The organism is Diplocloster modestus (assembly GCF_019042245.1).
Classification (GTDB): Bacteria; Bacillota; Clostridia; order Lachnospirales; family Lachnospiraceae; genus Diplocloster; species Diplocloster modestus.
Map to the genome: position 1 here is coordinate 37,708 of NZ_JAHQCX010000012.1, position 17,590 is coordinate 55,297.

Genomic DNA, 17,590 nt, shown 5'->3' on the forward strand with positions numbered 1-17,590 from the left:
AAAGCGGTTATCCATGAGAGGTATGATGGAAGCGATGGAGAATAATTACTCATTTGTGGAACTGGTGGATATCATCCGGCATCTGCGATCCGAGAACGGCTGCCCCTGGGACCGGGAGCAGACCCACGAGAGTCTGAAGCCATGTCTGACGGAAGAATGTGAAGAAGTGCTGCAGGCCATAGACAATAAGGATGACGAGAACCTGTGTGAGGAACTGGGGGATGTGCTGTTACAGGTTCTGATGCACAGCCAGATCGCAGAAGAAGAAGGCCGGTTTACCATCGATGATGTCATCAACGAGATATCCCGGAAAATGATAAGAAGGCATCCGCACGTATTTGGTAATGGACATGCCGGCACATCCGCAGAGGTCCTTTTAAACTGGGAAGAGATAAAGAAAGCAGAAAAGGCCGCAAAAGCGGCAAAACATCACGAAATTCCTTGACAAATAGGGCGGAAACAGTTATAACTAATTTTGAAGTGTTTATAGCTTTAATACTACTATTGCAGTAAGAAATCAGAGGAGGAGTTCATCCATGAGCAGACAAGATTTAGTAGCGGCTATGGCCGACAAAACAGGATTATCCAAAAAAGATGCAGAAAAAGCTGTGAAAGCGTTTATCGATGTTGTATCGGAAGAATTAGTAAAAGGCGGAAAAGTTCAGTTAGTAGGCTTCGGAACTTTCGAAGTTGCTGAAAGAGCAGCCAGAGAAGGACGTAATCCCCGCAGTGGCGAGGCTATGACTATCCCGGCTTCCAAAATGCCGAAATTCAAAGCTGGAAAAGCTTTAAAAGATGCTGTAAACGCATAATTCTGTTACCTCAGGATCTGAACTGATTAGGGCTGTCACACGAAAGTGTGGACAGCCCCTTTTTTGGGGAAGGGGGCAGGAATCTGGCAGGGCCTGGAACGGCGCTTCCTCGGGGGTGGGGGTATCCCGCTGCTTGGGGGATGGGAACGCGGACGATATCCGGGGAGGCTTCCGGCGGACGGGGGCTTTGGTGGCTCCTTGGGAGCGCATAGGGCGGCTGAGTATCCGTTTAGTGGAATCGGAAAGCCGGGTTCAGGATGACCGGCGGACTTCACGTCCGACGGGCAAGAGCCTCTGAACCGGGAACACCTCATGTGTTCCTGGTGAATAGGCTCGGTTCCTGAACCCGGCTTTCCGATTCCACTTAACGGATACCAGCGCAAGCCCTCCGCGCTCCCAAGGAGCCACCAAAGCCCCCGTCCGCCGGAAGCCTCCCCGGATATCGTCCGCGTTCCCATCCCTCAAGCAGCGGGATACCCCCACCCCCGAGGAAGCGCCGTTCCAGGCCCTGCTAGATTCCCTTTTATCGGAGCAGCTCGGTCTCGAATGCCGATTAAGTGACTTGGAGTCTTATTTGCAACCTGGATTGGAACAGGACTGCGCGGGGAGTTGATGGGAAGGTATGTTATGTGGTATGGTATAAGAGCGATTTGGATTAATTAATATTAGATAGGAGAAATTGACATGAGATTAGATAAATATCTGAAGGTTTCCAGACTGATCAAGCGCAGAACCGTGGCTAATGAAGCCTGTGACGCGGGAAGGGTCAGTGTGAATGGGAAAGTGGCAAAGGCCAGTGTGGATATTAAGGCGGGAGACATCATAGAGATCCAGTTCGGAACCAGGAATGTGAAGGTAGAAGTTCTGGATGTACAGGAAACAGTGAAAAAAGACGAGGCCGGCGAGTTGTTTAAATATTTATAATCCGGTTATAAATGGACGTCCCCTTTCATAGAATTTACGAAAGATGAATTTGCCGCTTACGCGGTCCGCCGCTGGCGGAGAGTTTCGCATGCGAATCTCTATAAAAAAAGGGGGTCCTATCGTGGAAGAAAGACAAACGCAGAGAGCTCACAAGGTGATCTTAAACAACCGCAAATCGGGAACCATTAGTGGTGTTTCGGACGTGCTGTCCTTTGATATTAAGGAAATTTTGTTAGAGACAGACCAGGGTATGCTTATGATTAAGGGGAACGATCTGCACGTGAACAGGCTGACGCTGGAAAAAGGGGAGGTTGATATCGAGGGGCAGATCGACAGCCTGACCTATTCCGATGTCAGCGGTTATGCAAACAAAGGTGAATCCCTGCTCGGAAGACTGTTCAAGTAGGCGCCTATGAGTCAGGATATCATGCGGGAAACCCGTTTTTTCTTGAACTGCGTTATGTCGGGAGTTTTTATCGTATTTATTTACGATGTGCTGAGGATCTTTCGGCGGGTGGTGAAACACGGAGTGATTTTTACCGCTTTTGAGGATCTGTGTTTCTGGGTCATGAGCGGTCTGCTGATTTTCAAGATGCTCTATACGGAAAACGACGGAATCATCCGGGGGTTCTCCATAGCTGCCATTGTACTGGGAATGCTTCTCTATAACATCAGCATCAGCCCATTTTTTGTGAAATACATCTCAGCGGCGTTAAACTTTATTGTTCGCACCATATTGAAAATCATAGGCTTTCTTCTGCGTCCGCTGCGCTGGATGGGAAGGACTGCGGCCAGGCCGGTTAAGCATGTCGGAAATCGTCTGAAAAAACTTCGAAAGTTTTTTGGGAAACGATTGAAAAAACTGGGCAAAGAAGTTAAAATGGTAATACGCAGACATTAATCAGGGTTTTCAGACAGCGAGGTAAGCTTATGGCCAGGAGAAGAAAGAAAAGAAGAAATCAAAACAAAATCGGAATGAGAATCGTTGCGGTAGTCGTTCTGGCCCTCGTCGTAGTGGTCAATGCGAACAGTATGAACCTGCGGGCAAAAAGCGGAACATACCAGGAACGCACCGATAAGCTCAACGCACAGATAGATGAAGAAAAGCAAAGAACAAAAGAGATAGAAGACTTGAAGAAATACGTGAATACTAAAAAGTACATTGAAGAGGTGGCCAAGGACAAGCTGGGGCTGGTCTATGACGATGAGATCATCTTCAAGCCGGAGGATAGTAAGTAAATATCCCAAATCAATAACCACAACGATTAAAAAGCCAAACACGGATCAGGAGGGCATATCAGAATCCCGGAATTTCATTCTGTATTCCCTTGGCGTAAGCGTCATATTCTTCTTGAATTGCGTGCTAAAGTGGGTATAATTGGAATAGCCCACAGCACATGCGATATCTGTAATGCTCAGAGAAGAAGTTACCAGCAGGTGTTTGGCTTTTTCCATGCGTTCCTGAGAGATATATTCATGGAAATTACATCCGGTATATTTTTTAAACAGGCTGCTTGCATAATTCTTACTGACGTTCATAAAGCGGGCAAGATCATTCAGTGATACCTGAAGGCTTACATCGGAAGCAAACATCCTTTTAAATTCATTTATATTCTTGTGAAAGAACGAAGGATCTTCTGCCGCGAACAGAACATATAGCTGTTGAAAAAATGTATCCACGGCGCCTTGAAATACGGTAACCCCGGTCATATTCTCCGACGTAACAGTCTTGAGAACCGCATGCAGAGAAGCCAGCTCGGACTTTGTTAGTTCCTGGCTGATCAGTATATTCGTGACCAATTGTAAAGTCTCATTCATATCAGTAACCAGAACCTGAGGAACCATCGCTTCCTCTGCCACGATCTCCAGGATACGGTCCTGTACCAAACTTTCTATTTCTGCGATGTTTTTTTCTGCCGATAGTCTGGCTAATTCTTTCCGCTCCATATGGTTAAACAGCTTCTCACGGGTGATTAAATCCTGGTTATAAAGATGCGCACTGTTATCAGTACAATAAAATCCAAAGGAACAGGCCGTTTCTGCCCGATAAAACAGAGTGAGTATATCGGGAGCCTGGCGGCAGATTCCTATGGAGAACCGGTAAGGGAGGTTCTCCTTCAGCCAATTTAGCAGGTCTTGACAAACCGATAACAGATCTGTTTCTGTATGCGCCGGCGTTTTAAGAAAAATAGAAAAACTGTCCAGTGATAGTGAGAAAATCCTCATCTTCCCTAAAGGCGATAAAAAGCGGTACAGAACTTCCTGCAGCATTTGAGGATTGATAAGCAGCGGAAACTGGCTGTTGGATGGCTCCGCTCCTGCTTTCACAAGAATCCAGCACGAACTCCCTTCCGACTGCGTGATCTGGATATTATTTGCCAGTAGCTGTTGGAATTCCGGCGTGTTCTTGCGGGAATGAAGGATCTTTGTGATAATTTCATCCTGTTTTTGCAAGTCATTTTTTCTGATGCTGGAGTTCGCCTTATTCAGTACCTTCAGAATATCCTCCGAATTCAGGGAATATTTCAGCAAATAGTCGATTGCGCCGTTTTGAAGGGCTATTTTAACATAATCAAAGTCATTGTGGCAGCTTAACACAATGCAAATGATCTGAGGATACAGGTGGGAGACGGTTTGTATAAGCTCCAGACCGTCCATCTGGGGCATCTTAATATCCGTAATTATAATATCCGGATTTAGCTCGGTGATTTTCTCCAGTGCTTCTTTTCCGTTGGCCGCTTCGCCAACGATTGTATATCCATGCGCATCCCAGCTAAAAGAGTGCCGCAATCCGACGCGGGACAGCACTTCATCATCCACAATTAAAATATTCATAATCCATTTCCCCCTTCTTGTTACCTCCAGCCTTAATCGTACATGGCACCCAGGTCGGCAGAAGCCTGGTTTCTGACAGGCGGTAGATTAATATTGATCGTAGTACACTCAGACAGACTGTCATAGGTTAACCCATATGGACTTCCAAAGTTAAGTTTTATTCTTTCATGTACATTTCTCAATCCAATGCCGTTGAACTTTCCCTTTTGACTCTGATCGTGCAGGATAGCCTGGAATTTTTCATGGGAGAACCGGTTGCCGCTGTCTGAGACGGAAATAGTAAAAGTGTCCTCATAAAGCTGAGAACGGATCGTGATTTGTTTTTCCTTATCATTCCAGTCAAATGCATGTTCCAGACTATTTTCAACCAAAGGCTGGATAATCATTTTGGGTACCTGCAATTGGGTTGTCTCAGGAGCAATCTGATAGATGAACTTCACATCGGCGCCAAAACGGAATTGCTGTATTTTCACATAATCCTCCACGATGGAAAGTTCATCTGACAGCGTAATAATCTCCTCCTTGGTATAGAGTGAAAAATCCAGCAGATGACAGAGGGAACCAGCCATCTGACTGATACTCTCCACTCCGTTTAAATTAGCCAGTACCTGCATGGAGTTAATTGTGTTAAGAAGAAAATGCGGATTTATCTGGGACATTAAAACTTCTAACTGAAGTTCATTTTTTTCGTGTTCCTCTATTTTTATCTGATTCATCAATTCATTTTGTGTTTTTACCATCTGGTTAAAGGTGTTTCCCAGGAGAGCGATTTCATCATTATACTGGGTATGAAAATAAACTTCCCTATTCCCGGCCCGGTACGTATCCATTAAATGGGTCAGTTTTATCAGGGGATTCGTAATCTGCCGGATCATGATCAACAGGATCCAAATAAAAAGCGCGAGAGGAATAAAAAGTATGAGGGCGGAATCCAGAATCTGCTCTCTTAATTTTTGAGTTACGATATGGTAAGGGGTGGCCTGGGCTATAATCAGATCTCCAAATTCCAATTCATGGGTGTTCAACAGATAGATTTTTTTATTTGAATTCAACTGCAGACCGTCAATCGGTTTGTGGAAATCCAGTCCCTCGTAGGTTAAATCAGAATCCTGGGAAGAATACAGGACATCACCGTCGGCGGACAACAGCGAATAAATGGTTTCCGTGTTTACGGAAGAAAAATACATTCGGCACAACTGCTCCACGTCAATCAGGATAAACGCGACGCCGATATGATCGGTAGCGGTAAAATCATACATGATGGAGGAAAGTACCAGATAATTACGTTCAATCTGAGAATCTGCAGGGGTCAATGTAATCAGCTCCCGGCTATTTAAGATCCGTTCCTGCAGAATATGTTCGGACTTCTCTTTCAGGATATTTGTAATAAGCACCGCTTCACTGGTCTCCGTCGTCAGAGTCTCATCCCCATGTGATGGAAAAACGAAAATTTGGAGAGACCGGACGGAATTGATTAACTGTAAGTTTCGAAGCACCTTCTCACTGTCAGACAAAACCCGGATGTCTGGAGTCTCGTTTTTGTTATAGGACATCACGGTTGTCTTCAGGGATTTATCGGATAGTATGAATTGGAGGCTTAATGTGGAGTTGTCAATCACTTTTGAAAAGTTTTCTTTAATCATGGCCAGGGTCTGCTGGGATGCGTTATTTGTGATTTCAAATGTACTGTCTCGTATATTGATGAAAAGTAAGACAGACATAATAGAGGTAGGAATAATGAGCAACAGAATAGAGAGCAGCAATAGACGTTTTTGAAATGACATGGAATAAAGGAATGTTTTTAATCTTTTTTTCATTGGAATTCACCCGTTTATTAAGTTTTTTACAAAACATTTCAATAATTACAATGTGATGAAATGAAATTGCAGAAGGGTTTGTGAAATAGTGAATATAAACTGGTGCAAATCTACTATTTATTTGTGTTTAAATACAATAAAATTAAGTCATCAAACAAAATAACTATCCAATTTACCAAAAAATGGAGTTTATATGTAATTGCGAATAGTATAACATGTTTATATATTCGTTTCAAGATTGCATCCTGGTAAATTGATATGAGAGGGGGTGAATCATTGAAAAAAAAGGGATATTATTTACTGCTTCTTCCATCCTTCCTGGCTCTGTTTCTGCTTTCGATCGGGCCGATTGCCTATAGTATATACAGCAGCTTATTCTCCTGGAATCTGGCCAATCCGACGGGGAAAAAATTTATAGGGCTCGGCAATTATAGTATGATGCTGCAAAGCGAAACATTTTGGGCGGTTCTGAAGAATACTGCAGTTCAGGTTTTTGGAACTTTATTTTTTCAGGTGCTTTTGGGTACCGTTTTAGCCTTGCTGTTTTCAAGAAAGATGAGAGGGCAGAAAATATTCCGTTCCCTGTATATGCTGCCTATGATGACAACGCCGGTAGTGGTAGGTATGGTATGGAGATTACTTTTGAATCCGGAACTGGGTATGATTAATTATTTGTTATCGCTGTTCGGGATATCGGGTCCTAACTGGCTTGGAGAAGCCTCAACCGCCATGCCCATGGTTATTTTAAGTGATGTCTGGCTGTCGACTCCATTTGCAACCATCATCATACTGGCGGGGATTCAGTCATTGCCTATGGATGTCTATGAGGCCGCCAGGGTGGATGGAGCAAGCCCAATTGGCATTTTTTTCCGTATCACACTGCCATTATTAAAACCGGTTATGTGGTTTGCCATCCTGTTCCGGCTTATGGATGCCTTTAAACGGTTTGACAGTATCTATATTATGACCAGCGGAGGGCCGGGCATTGCAACGGAGACATTGAATCTGCACGCATATATTCATTCGTTTAATTATCTAGATATTGGTTATGGTTCAGCTACGGCAGTATTCGCACTTCTCCTGATTATTTTATTCAGCGGTGTGATACTGTACAAAATCCAGACGTCAGAGACGTATTAAATGGGAGGAGATTCAAAATGAAAATGGTAGAAATGAAGAAACCCTGGGTTCAGATTGCAATGGACGTAACGGATGTGGATTTGGCATGTGAATATGCCAAAATGGCAGTGGAGATCGGCGCGGATTGGATCGAAGTGGGTACGCCCCTGATCTATTACGGTTCCGTCTATGTTACCGGTAAGATAACGGAAATTGCCGGTGATATTCCGGTTTTCGTGGACTATAAGGCGCAGGACGGTGTATACAAATATTTTAAGGTTGCAGCGGAACAAAAAGGAAAGATAGCGGTAGTGCTTGGCGTATGCAATGACGGAAGCATAAAAGAAGCCGTCAGGGCCGGCAGGGAATGCGGTATCGGAGTCGTGGGGGATCTGTTCTCCGTGCCGAATGACAAGCTGCTTTCCAGAGCGATCGAACTGGAAGCGTTGGGCGTGGATTATTTATTTTTACATCTGGGAATAGACGAGCAAAAACACGGTGCCTTAAAGACCGCGACGACCGGGTTACAAGATATCGTATCTCATGTGGAAATACCGGTAGGCGTTGCAGTATACGATTACGAATCAGCGGAGAAGGCCATTAAGCTGGGAGCGTCCTGGGTCGCAATGGGAGAGCCAATGCTGAGTGCGCCTGATAACAGGGAACAATTAAAGGAATTCATCGACAAAGTCCATAGATTAGGGGAAAGCGGCTGAATATGACAAAGAAGAGACAACGTATGATATGCGGTGCAAGCATGAATCTGGTTACGGCGGTAATCGTGCTTATCTGCCTGCTGCCCATGCTGTGGTTAATGGTATCTTCTTTTAAACCATCAGCGCTGGTTTCGGCAATTCCGCCGGTTATGGTTTTCAAACCTACACTGGAGAACTTTGTCCATGTTATACATACGGCCTCTTTTATGAAGGGTTACCTGAACAGCCTGATCGTCGCGTCCGGGACTTCCGTGGTATCCATCTATCTTGGGATTACGGCCGGATTCGCGTTGGCGAGAATACAGACCGGGTGGGGGCATGCCATGGGCGCATGGATCATCATCATCCGGATGGTGCCTCCGATACTTTTTGTACTACCGCTTTATAATATGTACCGGACAGCGGGTTTGCTGGATACTTATACGGGTCTGATTATCGCGAATCTTACGATTACGGTTCCTTTTGTTACCTGGCTGATGATGGGCTTCTTTAAAGGGGTCCCCATGGAAATAGAAGAAAGCTCCAGAATAGACGGATGCGGCATTGTCCGAACGATGGTCTCAGTCAGTATACCGATTGTAAAACCGGGGATTGTAACATGTATAATTTTTACATTTATCATGTCCTGGAATGAATATTTGTATGCGTTGATTCTAACCGGCAGGAGAACCATAACAGCGCCAATCCTGGTTCAGTCCTTTGTGGCCTATGACGGCGTACAATGGGGGAATATAACGGCGGCAGGTCTGCTGGTAACACTGCCCATACTGCTCATATCTGTATTTGCCCAGAAAGGACTGGTACAGGGGCTTACGGTTGGTTCCATCAAATGAAACACCTTTTGTAACAAGGAGATGGCGTTGGCTTACAGACAAAGTGATTTCTAAGAAAGGGGAAAATTATGAAGAGAAAGAGGATGCAAAGATTGATCTCTGTGCTGCTTACGGGAATATTACTTTCTATGGCAATGCTGACCGGCTGCGCAGGCGAGAACAAGGAGAACCCGGGAGAGGACAGACAGGAAGAGGCGGCTTTGCAGCAAACCGCAGAAAACAATGAGACGGAAGAACCAGAAACCATATCCGTGTTAGTGATGGATAATGACAACTTCCGGGATCTGGAACTCTTTGTGAAAGATTTTGAAGCGGAACATAATATCAAAGTGAATCTGGAGATCTTACAGGAAAGCGCTCAGGTGCCAAAAATGCAGCTGGTCTTATCTTCCGAAGGCAGTGATTATGATGTGATCGCGGCCAGTAATAAAACGATCGGGCAGATCGTATCAGGAGACTGGTGCCAGCCTCTTGACGAATATCTGAATGATCCGGCATGGACCGGTGAAGATTATGACTATATGGATCATATTGAAGGCGCGCGTACCGCATTGTCTTCTCAGGATGGAAAGGTGTATGGCCTGCCGTATTTCAGTGAGACCAATATCCTTTACTATAATAAAGCTATGTTCGAAGAAGCGGGCATTACAGAACCGCCCAAAACATTTGCCGAGGTAGAGGAATACGCGAAATTATTGCATAAACCGGAAAAAGATCAATATGGAATCGTGTACCGGGCGTCCCGGGAAGGCAATGCCAACAGTTATTCCTGGCTTTTCTTCTTCCTGGCGCAGGGAGGGACCTGGCATATGCAAGGATACCCTGACTATGAAGTGGCGGCCAGCCCGGAAGCCATTACCGCAGCCAACAATTGGGTAAATATGTTAAAGAATTACAGTACTCCAGGAATCAGTACATATGGATTTGAAGAGTGTTCCACGGCGTTCAAACAGGGAAAGGCCGCGATGTTTTTAGATGCCAGCGTGTATTCGGTTATGTATGAAGATCCCGAGCAGTGCAGTGTCGCGGGAGATGTGGGATATGTGGCATTGGATGAGGGAAATGATTCCAAGACCGTATGTGTTACCTGGGGATGGGTCATGCCGAAGAATGCGCAGCACAAAGAGGCCGCATGGGAATTCATGAAATGGAGCACAAGCAAAGAGTTTTATCAGAAGGAAATAGAAGCAGGGAACAGAAACGCGTTCACCCGTTCTTCCACTCTGAATTCTCCGGCATTCAAGGATAACTTTAACGGGGAGTGGGCAACGGCATTTGAGGACGCGCTGTCAAGGGCCTATTCGGAGTATACTCCGTCCATTGCAGAAGGGACCCAGATTCGGGAAACGATAGGGATCGCCCTGTCGAAAGCCCTGTCGGATCAGATGGAGGTAGAGCCCGCTATGCAGGAAGCGGAGGCAGAGATCGAACGGATATTGGAATAATTATCCGGCCGGGGTTATCTTATAACGGATGCCCCGGCGGTTTACAGGGAGGATATGGGTATGAAATGTGCGGTTTTTAAAGAACCATATAAGTTCGAGATAGTAGAACGGGAGATTCCGGATACACCGGAAGACCAGGTCCTGGTGAAAGTAATGGCGTCAGGTATATGCGGGTCGGACCTGCATCCTTATATGGGAGTCGGAATAGAAAGAAGAAAGCCCGGTATTATCATGGGGCATGAGGCGGCCGGTGTCGTGGTCAGAACCGGAAAAGGCGTGACGAAAGTCAAAGAAGGGCAGCGTGTGGCGATTAACCCGCAGATCTATTGCCAGGAGTGTGAACAGTGCAGAACCGGAAATTTCCATCTGTGCGATCATACAAGAATGATCGGTTCCTCGAAAAATGGGTTCCAGGATGGAGCGATGTGCCAATATATCCATGTGTATGAAAAACAGCTGGTCATGCTGCCGGACGAGGTCAGCTACGATGCGGGATGTATGTTGGACCCGCTTGGTAATTCCATGCATGTCATCCGGCGCAGTGGCCTTAAGATCGGGGACAGCATATTGGTGATGGGATGCGGCACTATCGGGCTTGGAATTGTACAGCTGGCCAAAAAGGCCGGGGCGTCCCAAGTAATAGCGGCAGATATCTCCGGGTTTAAACTTGACAGAGCCAAAGAATTAGGCGCGGACGTTGTGGTTAACACCAGTGAGGAAGACGCGCTCAGAAAGATCAGAAGCTATACGGGTAATAGAGGCGTGGATGTCGGCGTCGAAGCGGCAGGACTGGATGCAACGTATGATCTCACCGTGCAGTCAGTGAAAAAGAAAGGAAAAGTAGTAGCTTTGGGATATGTGGGGGCTTATGGCAACATTCCTCTGAGTGATTTGATATTCCGGGAGATCGAACTGATCGGATCAACCGGTTTTGTGGCCGAATGCGGGATGGTGATGGAAACGTTGCGGCAGGGGGATCTTCAGGCCGATAAATTAGTTACCCAAACCTTCCCTCTGGAACAGATAAAAGAAGCCTTCGATCTGCTCCTAGACAAAGACCAGGATGCCATTAAAGTGATTATTCATCCGAATGATAGATGAGAAACAGGAGAAACATACATGGATACATATAATAAGATCGGATACTTTGTGAATGGAAAGTTCAAAGAATCAAAAACAGATATTTATACCGAAGCTTATGATCCCAGTACAGGAGACATCATAGCAAAAGTTCCCTGCTGTACCGAAGCAGAAGTGGAGGAAGCCATCCGGTCTGCGAAAGACGCTTTCCCGGCCTGGGCCGCTATCCCGGTGAAGAAACGCGTCCAGATATTATACAGGCTTCGGGACCTTCTCTATGAACACATGGATGAACTGACTATGTCTGTGGCCAGGGAAAACGGAAAGTGCTGGAGTGAGGCCCAGGGAGATGTTCTGAAAGCAATCGAGGGTACGGAGCAGGCCATATCAGCGCCTTCCCTTTTAATGGGTGAGAGTCTGATGGATGCGTCGTCCGGTTATGACACAGTTTCTTACCGCTTTCCGCTGGGTGTGTTTGCGGGCATTATCCCGTTTAACTTCCCGGCCATGATCCCCATGGGATGGATGGCACCGATCTGTATCGCCTGCGGAAATACCATTGTCATGAAAGCGGCGACCTTTACCCCCCAGACCAGCTTGCGGATTGCGCAGCTGTATAAAGAGGCGGGCCTTCCGGACGGAGTAATGAATATCGTGACGTGTTCCAGGCGGGAAGCGGAGATCTTTTTGAAGCATCCGGATATCAAAGGAATTTCTTTTGTAGGCTCCACTTCGGTGGGCAAACACATATACACGGAGGCAGCTGCCAACGGAAAACGGGTTCAGGCTCTGTGTGAGGCTAAAAATCATGCGCTGGTCATGGAGGATGCGCCCATCGAGCGCACCGCGGCCGGAATTATCAACGCAGCATTCGGATGCGCGGGGGAACGCTGTATGGCTCTTCCCGTTGTTGTGGCGCTGGAGAGTATTGCGGATGAGCTGGCGGCAGAGATTGTCAAAAAGGCGCAAGCGCTCAAAGTAGGTCCGGCTTATGATAAAACGACCCAGTTGGGACCGGTGATCAACGGAAAACATAAGGAATCTGTTCTGGGGTGGATTCAAAAGGGGATCGAAGAGGGTGCCTCCCTTATACTGGACGGCAGGAATACCGCGGTGAAGGGATATGAAAAGGGATTTTATATAGGCCCTACCATATTTGACCATGTAACCCCGGATATGACGGTCGGAGACTGTGAAATTTTCGGACCGGTGCTATGCATCAAACGAGTGAAGAATTTCGAAGAGGGTCTGGCGCTTATGAATAACAATCCATTTGCGAACGGCTCCGTGATTTTTACCCAAAACGGGTACTATGCGAGGGAATTCACACGTCATACGGACGGAGGCATGGTAGGCGTCAACGTGGGCATTCCTGTTCCGATCGGAATGTTCCCCTTCAACGGGCATAAAGAATCGTTTTTCGGAGATTTACACACCTTAGGAAAAGATGGCTACCGTTTTTTTACGGAACGAAAAGTTGTGACGACCCATTGGTTTGATGAAGAAGAAAAGAAAGCACATACAGTATCAACATGGGACGGGACGATTTAAATTCATTTGAACATTTTACAGGGCAGGATAAAAGCCGTTGCAGTACCGCTGGTTGAACAGCGAAGCTGCAGCGGTTTTTTCTGTCCGAACGGAAACTTCAGGTACCGGAACGCGGTTTTATTCTCTTAAAAAGAATGAGCTCCCTCCATCCGACTTTGTCAGGCAAAACCGAAAATATTTGTCTAAAAGTTTTTGAAAATCGGTCTTCCGTTTGACAAAGATTTTAGATCCAAGCCTCTATAATACCGCAGTATCAGCGCAAAACGCCGGAGGGATGACGGTGTTGGCTGCTGATAGAAAACATGCGCATGACACAGCGGGCGTACCGCGCGGATCAAATGGTGCCAGGACAGAAGAGCACAACGCATAGCGTACACGACACGGGAAAGCGGTACAAAAAGGTGTGGAATTGCGGACAACTACATATAGATGCTGGCTGCGGCCTGGGGATGGGGCGTGGGAAGCATGACTCAAAAAAATAACATATCGTATAGAAGAGTGAAAGGGGAGGCTGATCGTCATGAAAAAAGTATCTTGGAGGAAACTGGCTTTGCAGGTGGCAGGATTTGGTGCAGGAGGATTGGCGGTGATGGGGTATTTCCCAGTGGGACTGGCCTGGTTCTCGGCGGTATATCTGGAGAACGCGTACCGGGCCCTGATTTTTCCGGCGGTACTGATTGGAATTGCTACCCAGGGGACGCTGCTGCAGGTGGCAAAGTATGGACTTTGCATGGTGATCGTCGTGGTATTGACCAACCTTCTGGAAAATGGAGGAGAACGGGTCGGAAAGTGGGCAGTGGGTTTTTTCGCCGGGGCCGGGATCGCTGCAATGGAGTTTACCGATTATTTATTGATGGTACGGCCAGTCAACGATCTGATTCGGGGCATTTGCGAGGGAGTCCTTGTACTCTCACTGACGGTTATCTTTGATGGTGTGATCGGAAAGTTTTTGTATTTTTCCTTTCGAAAGAAAGAGGAGAGCGTGGAAGAGTATAATCCGGTGCGGGAGAAGATGAAAGGCCTGGCGGAGTCCTTTCAGAATCTGGCCAGCACAGTTTCCCAGATGCCCAGCTACCAGGAGACATTATCGGAGCAGGACGTGGGAAGGATGTTTGATGAGATCGCGGACCGGATCTGCCAGAACTGCGAGCGGAAGCAGAAATGCTGGAAAAATGATTTCCTGGATACGTACAAGCTTACATACGAGATCTTTACGGATATCGAACAAAATGGGGAACGCCTAAGCCCGGGCATAGAGCAGCAGTTTTCCCACCGTTGTATCCACAGCAAGCGGTTCCTGTCAGAGACCGTGGATATTTTTAAACGAGCCAGGCAGAACCTGCTCTGGAATAATAAATTGATGGAAAACAGAGAAGCCGTAGCGGCACAGCTAAGCGAGGTGGCCCAGATCATGGTCACGGTCGCGGACGATATGAGAGAGGGGGAACAGCAGAATGAAGACCTAGAGGAAATGATCCGAAAAAAGTTAAGAAGTATGAGATTGTCGGTTTCTTCCGTCTCCATGCTGGAGAACAGGGAAAAACGGCAGGAGGTGTACCTGACCATGAAAGAACAGCGGGGAAAATGTATCTCGACCAAAGAGATCGCAAATGCGCTATCCAAAGTGATAAATAAGCCCATGGTACCGGCAAGGGACAGCCGGAATTTCGTAGGGCAGGAATATGGGACGACTCAGTTTGTGGAGGATACAAATTTCAAAGTGCTGTACGGGGTGGCCAGGTCCACAAGAGAAGACGAAAAGATCTCCGGAGATAATTTCGCGTTTACTCAAACAGAGAACGGACAGCTGGTGGTCAGTCTGTCCGACGGTATGGGATCGGGTATCCCCGCCTGCCAGGAGAGCGAGCAGGTGATCGAACTGCTGGAACAGTTCCTGGAGGCTGGGTTTTGTAAAGAGACAGCCATTAAATTAATTAATTCTGCGCTGGTCATTAGGACCGATGCACAGACCTTCTCCACGGTCGATATCAGCGCATTTGACTTATATAGCGGGGTGTGTGAGTTCCTGAAGGTCGGAGCCTCCACAACCTTTATTAAGCGGGACCACTGGGTGGAGGCCATTACCTCCACCAGTCTTCCCATGGGTGTTTTCCATCAACTGGATTTTGATTCGACGAATAAAAAATTGTATGACGGTGATTTTGTCATTATGGTCACAGACGGCGTGCTGGACGCTTTGCCTATAGAAGAGCAGGATACACTGATCCGGGAGATCATTATGGAGGCGGATACAAATAATCCAAAAGAGCTTTCCAGACGCATTCTGGAGCGTGCAAAGGAATATAATGACAATAAGGCCAGAGACGACATGACGGTTCTGGCTATCGGAATCTGGAAAAAATAAAGAGGAGGGAAAAAGGAAAAGCCAGCTTGCATTTTCTGCCGGAACTCTATATATTTAAAGAATGAGAAGGAGCTTCGGGACATGATACACAAAATATTGAAATATATCACGGAAAATGACATGCTGAAGGCCAATGACAGGGTAATTGTAGGCGTATCTGGAGGAGCGGACTCCGTATGCCTGCTTTTTACGCTGATGGAAATTCGCAGGGAAATTCCGCTGACATTGGTGGCGGTACATGTGGAGCACGGCATCCGGGGCGCGGATTCCGAGGAGGATGCGAGATATGTACAACAGCTCTGCCAGGAATATGATATCCCTTTTCGGAAATACTGTTATCGTGTGGCTGAAATCGCCAGGGAAAAAAAGCAGTCCGTGGAGGAAGCAGGAAGAGAAATCCGCTACCAGGCATTTGAAGAGGCATGCCGGGAGTATAAAGCGAATAAAATAGCAGTGGCGCACCATATGGATGATGACGCGGAGACCGTGCTGCTGAATCTGTTCCGGGGAAGCGGACTTAAGGGAATGGCCGGAATCCCGGCGGTAAGAGGGAAGATCATCCGCCCTCTGCTGTGCGTTTCCAGGCAGGAGATCGAGCAGTATCTGACAGAGCATGGAATTGCCTACCGCACAGACGCGACGAACCTTACGGAGGAGTATGTACGGAACAAGGTCCGCCTGAATATACTGCCTTATGCTGCGCGTGAAATCAATACAAAGGCAGTAGAGCATATTGTAAAGGCTGCCGGTCAGATAAGTGAAGCCCACGAGTTTCTGGAGTCCTATGCCGATGAGCGTTTTAAAAGCTGTGCTATGATACAGGATCATAAGGAACGGACGAATAGGACCGTGAGACTGGAGGTCTCAGCCATGTCTGCGGAAAAACCTGTGATCCGCCGCCTTCTGCTGCGCCGTGCAACGGAGCTGCTGGCGGGACAGATGAAGGACATTACGGCCAGGCATATTGAGATGCTGGATCAGCTTACGGGAGCGGGGGTGGGGAAGGAAGTACATCTGCCTTACGGGATCATCGGACGGCGTGGTTATGATCACATCCATCTGGTCCGGACCATGCCGCTTACAGAACCCCAATTTGACCATTCTGATAGAAGGGATGCCGCTTTGGTACGAGACGCGGTGCCGTCTGCGTTTGATTATCGGGTTCCGGGCGGAGTGGCGGTTGATCCGGAGGAGCGTGGAATTTTGGAATTACCGGGTTACCGCTTCCTATTTAAGGTCAGGAAATGCGAGAATTCCGAAGCTTTTCCGGAAAAGAACTATACGAAATGGTTTGATTATGATAAAATAAAAAATGGTGTCCGGATCCGGACCAGGCAGACGGGAGATTACATGATTGTTAATTCCGGGGGGGATCACCAGAAACTGAAATCCTATTTTATCGACCGGAAGATCCCCAGGGAGAATAGGGACAGCATCCCGCTTCTGGCGGATGCGGATCATATCATATGGATTATCGGATATCGTATCAGCGAGTGGTATAAGATCACCAAAGATACAAAAAGAATCTTAGAAGTACAGGTAGAAAAGGAGAATTGAGATGGCGGATAAAATAAGCGTGTTATTGACGGAGCAGGAAGTTGATGACAAGATCAAAGAAATCGGTATGCAGATCAGCAGGGACTATGAAGGTAAGGACGTTCACCTGATCTGTATTTTGAAGGGCGGCGTATTCTTTATGTGCGAGTTGGCCAAGAGGATCACCGTGCCCGTATCTCTGGACTTTATGGATGTCTCCAGCTACGGAGACGATACCAGCTCCAGCGGCGTTGTGAAGATCGTGAAAGATCTGGATGAACTGCTGGAAGGCAAGCACGTGATAATTGTAGAAGATATTATTGATTCCGGACGGACTCTTCACTATCTGATGGAGATCCTTAAGAAGCGCAACCCGGCGAGCCTTAAGCTTTGTACCCTTCTGGATAAGCCGGAGCGCAGAGTAGTGGATGTGAAGGTGGATTATGTCGGTTTCAATATTCCAGATAAATTTGTCGTGGGCTACGGCCTGGATTACGCTCAGAAATATAGAAATCTCCCCTATATCGGAGTAATTGAGCAGTGAAAGGAGATTTGAC

General features: G+C 46.9%; 17 protein-coding genes. 15 read left to right on the top strand and 2 right to left on the bottom strand.

What is annotated here, in order from left to right; translation table 11 throughout:
* Positions 1 to 13 precede the first annotated feature (13 nt).
* The 6 genes from KTH90_RS16325 to KTH90_RS16350 all read left to right on the top strand — a co-directional run bounded on the left by KTH90_RS16325 (position 14) and on the right by KTH90_RS16350 (position 2,975).
* The gene (locus KTH90_RS16325) at positions 14 to 445 is read left to right on the top strand and encodes a MazG family protein (protein WP_158355661.1); all 432 of its coding nucleotides are present in this window, start codon (positions 14 to 16) and stop codon (positions 443 to 445) included.
* Between the two features lie 91 nt (positions 446 to 536).
* Positions 537 to 812 carry an HU family DNA-binding protein gene (locus KTH90_RS16330; protein ID WP_158348602.1) on the top strand — a complete coding sequence of 92 codons (276 nt, stop codon included), beginning with the start codon at positions 537 to 539 and terminating at the stop codon, positions 810 to 812.
* 684 nt (positions 813 to 1,496) lie between these two features.
* Positions 1,497 to 1,736, top strand: coding sequence for an RNA-binding S4 domain-containing protein (locus tag KTH90_RS16335; RefSeq protein WP_158348603.1), 240 nt, complete (start codon positions 1,497 to 1,499; stop codon positions 1,734 to 1,736).
* 88 nt (positions 1,737 to 1,824) lie between these two features.
* Positions 1,825 to 2,142 carry a sporulation protein YabP gene (yabP, locus tag KTH90_RS16340; RefSeq protein ID WP_275061423.1) on the top strand — a complete coding sequence of 106 codons (318 nt, stop codon included), beginning with the start codon at positions 1,825 to 1,827 and terminating at the stop codon, positions 2,140 to 2,142.
* A 6-nt stretch (positions 2,143 to 2,148) separates the two neighbouring features.
* On the top strand, positions 2,149 to 2,637 hold the full coding sequence (gene yabQ / locus KTH90_RS16345; protein ID WP_158351365.1) for a spore cortex biosynthesis protein YabQ: 489 nt from the start codon (positions 2,149 to 2,151) through the stop codon (positions 2,635 to 2,637).
* 29 nt (positions 2,638 to 2,666) lie between these two features.
* The gene (locus KTH90_RS16350; protein WP_158348606.1) at positions 2,667 to 2,975 is read left to right on the top strand and encodes an FtsB family cell division protein; all 309 of its coding nucleotides are present in this window, start codon (positions 2,667 to 2,669) and stop codon (positions 2,973 to 2,975) included.
* A 45-nt stretch (positions 2,976 to 3,020) separates the two neighbouring features.
* Here the strand turns inward: KTH90_RS16350 and KTH90_RS16355 are convergent, their stop codons facing one another.
* A complete protein-coding gene (locus tag KTH90_RS16355; RefSeq protein ID WP_158351366.1) occupies positions 3,021 to 4,571 on the bottom strand; it encodes a response regulator transcription factor in 1,551 nt (516 codons plus the stop codon).
* A gap of 32 nt (positions 4,572 to 4,603) precedes the next feature.
* Positions 4,604 to 6,388, bottom strand: a complete 1,785-nt coding sequence (locus KTH90_RS16360; protein ID WP_158351367.1) for a sensor histidine kinase — start codon at positions 6,386 to 6,388, stop codon at positions 4,604 to 4,606.
* Between the two features lie 276 nt (positions 6,389 to 6,664).
* Here KTH90_RS16360 and KTH90_RS16365 point away from each other — a divergent pair, with 276 nt between their 5' ends.
* The 9 genes from KTH90_RS16365 (at position 6,665) to hpt (ending at position 17,577) form a co-directional block, all read left to right on the top strand.
* Positions 6,665 to 7,528: a carbohydrate ABC transporter permease gene (locus tag KTH90_RS16365; RefSeq protein ID WP_238727060.1), complete on the top strand. Its 864-nt coding sequence runs from the start codon at positions 6,665 to 6,667 to the stop codon at positions 7,526 to 7,528.
* A 17-nt stretch (positions 7,529 to 7,545) separates the two neighbouring features.
* On the top strand, positions 7,546 to 8,223 hold the full coding sequence (locus tag KTH90_RS16370; protein ID WP_158351369.1) for an orotidine 5'-phosphate decarboxylase / HUMPS family protein: 678 nt from the start codon (positions 7,546 to 7,548) through the stop codon (positions 8,221 to 8,223).
* A gap of 2 nt (positions 8,224 to 8,225) precedes the next feature.
* The gene (locus KTH90_RS16375; RefSeq protein ID WP_158351370.1) at positions 8,226 to 9,056 is read left to right on the top strand and encodes a carbohydrate ABC transporter permease; all 831 of its coding nucleotides are present in this window, start codon (positions 8,226 to 8,228) and stop codon (positions 9,054 to 9,056) included.
* A gap of 68 nt (positions 9,057 to 9,124) precedes the next feature.
* Entirely contained in the window at positions 9,125 to 10,501 is a 1,377-nt protein-coding gene (locus tag KTH90_RS16380; protein ID WP_158351371.1) for an ABC transporter substrate-binding protein, read from the top strand.
* A gap of 60 nt (positions 10,502 to 10,561) precedes the next feature.
* Positions 10,562 to 11,602, top strand: a complete 1,041-nt coding sequence (locus KTH90_RS16385) for a zinc-dependent alcohol dehydrogenase (RefSeq protein WP_238727061.1) — start codon at positions 10,562 to 10,564, stop codon at positions 11,600 to 11,602.
* An 18-nt stretch (positions 11,603 to 11,620) separates the two neighbouring features.
* On the top strand, positions 11,621 to 13,132 hold the full coding sequence (locus tag KTH90_RS16390; protein WP_158351373.1) for a CoA-acylating methylmalonate-semialdehyde dehydrogenase: 1,512 nt from the start codon (positions 11,621 to 11,623) through the stop codon (positions 13,130 to 13,132).
* Between the two features lie 520 nt (positions 13,133 to 13,652).
* Complete coding sequence (locus tag KTH90_RS16395) at positions 13,653 to 15,497, top strand: SpoIIE family protein phosphatase (protein ID WP_158351374.1); 1,845 nt, start codon at positions 13,653 to 13,655, stop codon at positions 15,495 to 15,497.
* Between the two features lie 81 nt (positions 15,498 to 15,578).
* A complete protein-coding gene (gene tilS / locus KTH90_RS16400) occupies positions 15,579 to 17,054 on the top strand; it encodes a tRNA lysidine(34) synthetase TilS (RefSeq protein WP_158351375.1) in 1,476 nt (491 codons plus the stop codon).
* Between the two features lies 1 nt (position 17,055).
* Positions 17,056 to 17,577, top strand: coding sequence for a hypoxanthine phosphoribosyltransferase (gene hpt, locus KTH90_RS16405; RefSeq protein WP_158351376.1), 522 nt, complete (start codon positions 17,056 to 17,058; stop codon positions 17,575 to 17,577).
* Positions 17,578 to 17,590: the final 13 nt, after the last annotated feature.

Excerpts from the sequence above, each read along its gene's own strand:
- KTH90_RS16325 (WP_158355661.1), top strand. The coding sequence starts at position 14 with ATGAGAGGTATGATGGAAGCGATGGAGAATAATTACTCATTTGTGGAA.
- KTH90_RS16330 (WP_158348602.1), top strand. The coding sequence starts at position 537 with ATGAGCAGACAAGATTTAGTAGCGGCTATGGCCGACAAAACAGGATTA.
- KTH90_RS16335 (WP_158348603.1), top strand. The coding sequence starts at position 1,497 with ATGAGATTAGATAAATATCTGAAGGTTTCCAGACTGATCAAGCGCAGA.
- yabP (WP_275061423.1), top strand. The coding sequence starts at position 1,825 with ATGCGAATCTCTATAAAAAAAGGGGGTCCTATCGTGGAAGAAAGACAA.
- yabQ (WP_158351365.1), top strand. The coding sequence starts at position 2,149 with ATGAGTCAGGATATCATGCGGGAAACCCGTTTTTTCTTGAACTGCGTT.
- KTH90_RS16350 (WP_158348606.1), top strand. The coding sequence starts at position 2,667 with ATGGCCAGGAGAAGAAAGAAAAGAAGAAATCAAAACAAAATCGGAATG.
- KTH90_RS16355 (WP_158351366.1), bottom strand. The coding sequence starts at position 4,571 with ATGAATATTTTAATTGTGGATGATGAAGTGCTGTCCCGCGTCGGATTG.
- KTH90_RS16360 (WP_158351367.1), bottom strand. The coding sequence starts at position 6,388 with ATGAAAAAAAGATTAAAAACATTCCTTTATTCCATGTCATTTCAAAAA.
- KTH90_RS16370 (WP_158351369.1), top strand. The coding sequence starts at position 7,546 with ATGAAAATGGTAGAAATGAAGAAACCCTGGGTTCAGATTGCAATGGAC.
- KTH90_RS16375 (WP_158351370.1), top strand. The coding sequence starts at position 8,226 with ATGACAAAGAAGAGACAACGTATGATATGCGGTGCAAGCATGAATCTG.
- KTH90_RS16380 (WP_158351371.1), top strand. The coding sequence starts at position 9,125 with ATGAAGAGAAAGAGGATGCAAAGATTGATCTCTGTGCTGCTTACGGGA.
- KTH90_RS16385 (WP_238727061.1), top strand. The coding sequence starts at position 10,562 with ATGAAATGTGCGGTTTTTAAAGAACCATATAAGTTCGAGATAGTAGAA.
- KTH90_RS16390 (WP_158351373.1), top strand. The coding sequence starts at position 11,621 with ATGGATACATATAATAAGATCGGATACTTTGTGAATGGAAAGTTCAAA.
- KTH90_RS16395 (WP_158351374.1), top strand. The coding sequence starts at position 13,653 with ATGAAAAAAGTATCTTGGAGGAAACTGGCTTTGCAGGTGGCAGGATTT.
- tilS (WP_158351375.1), top strand. The coding sequence starts at position 15,579 with ATGATACACAAAATATTGAAATATATCACGGAAAATGACATGCTGAAG.
- hpt (WP_158351376.1), top strand. The coding sequence starts at position 17,056 with ATGGCGGATAAAATAAGCGTGTTATTGACGGAGCAGGAAGTTGATGAC.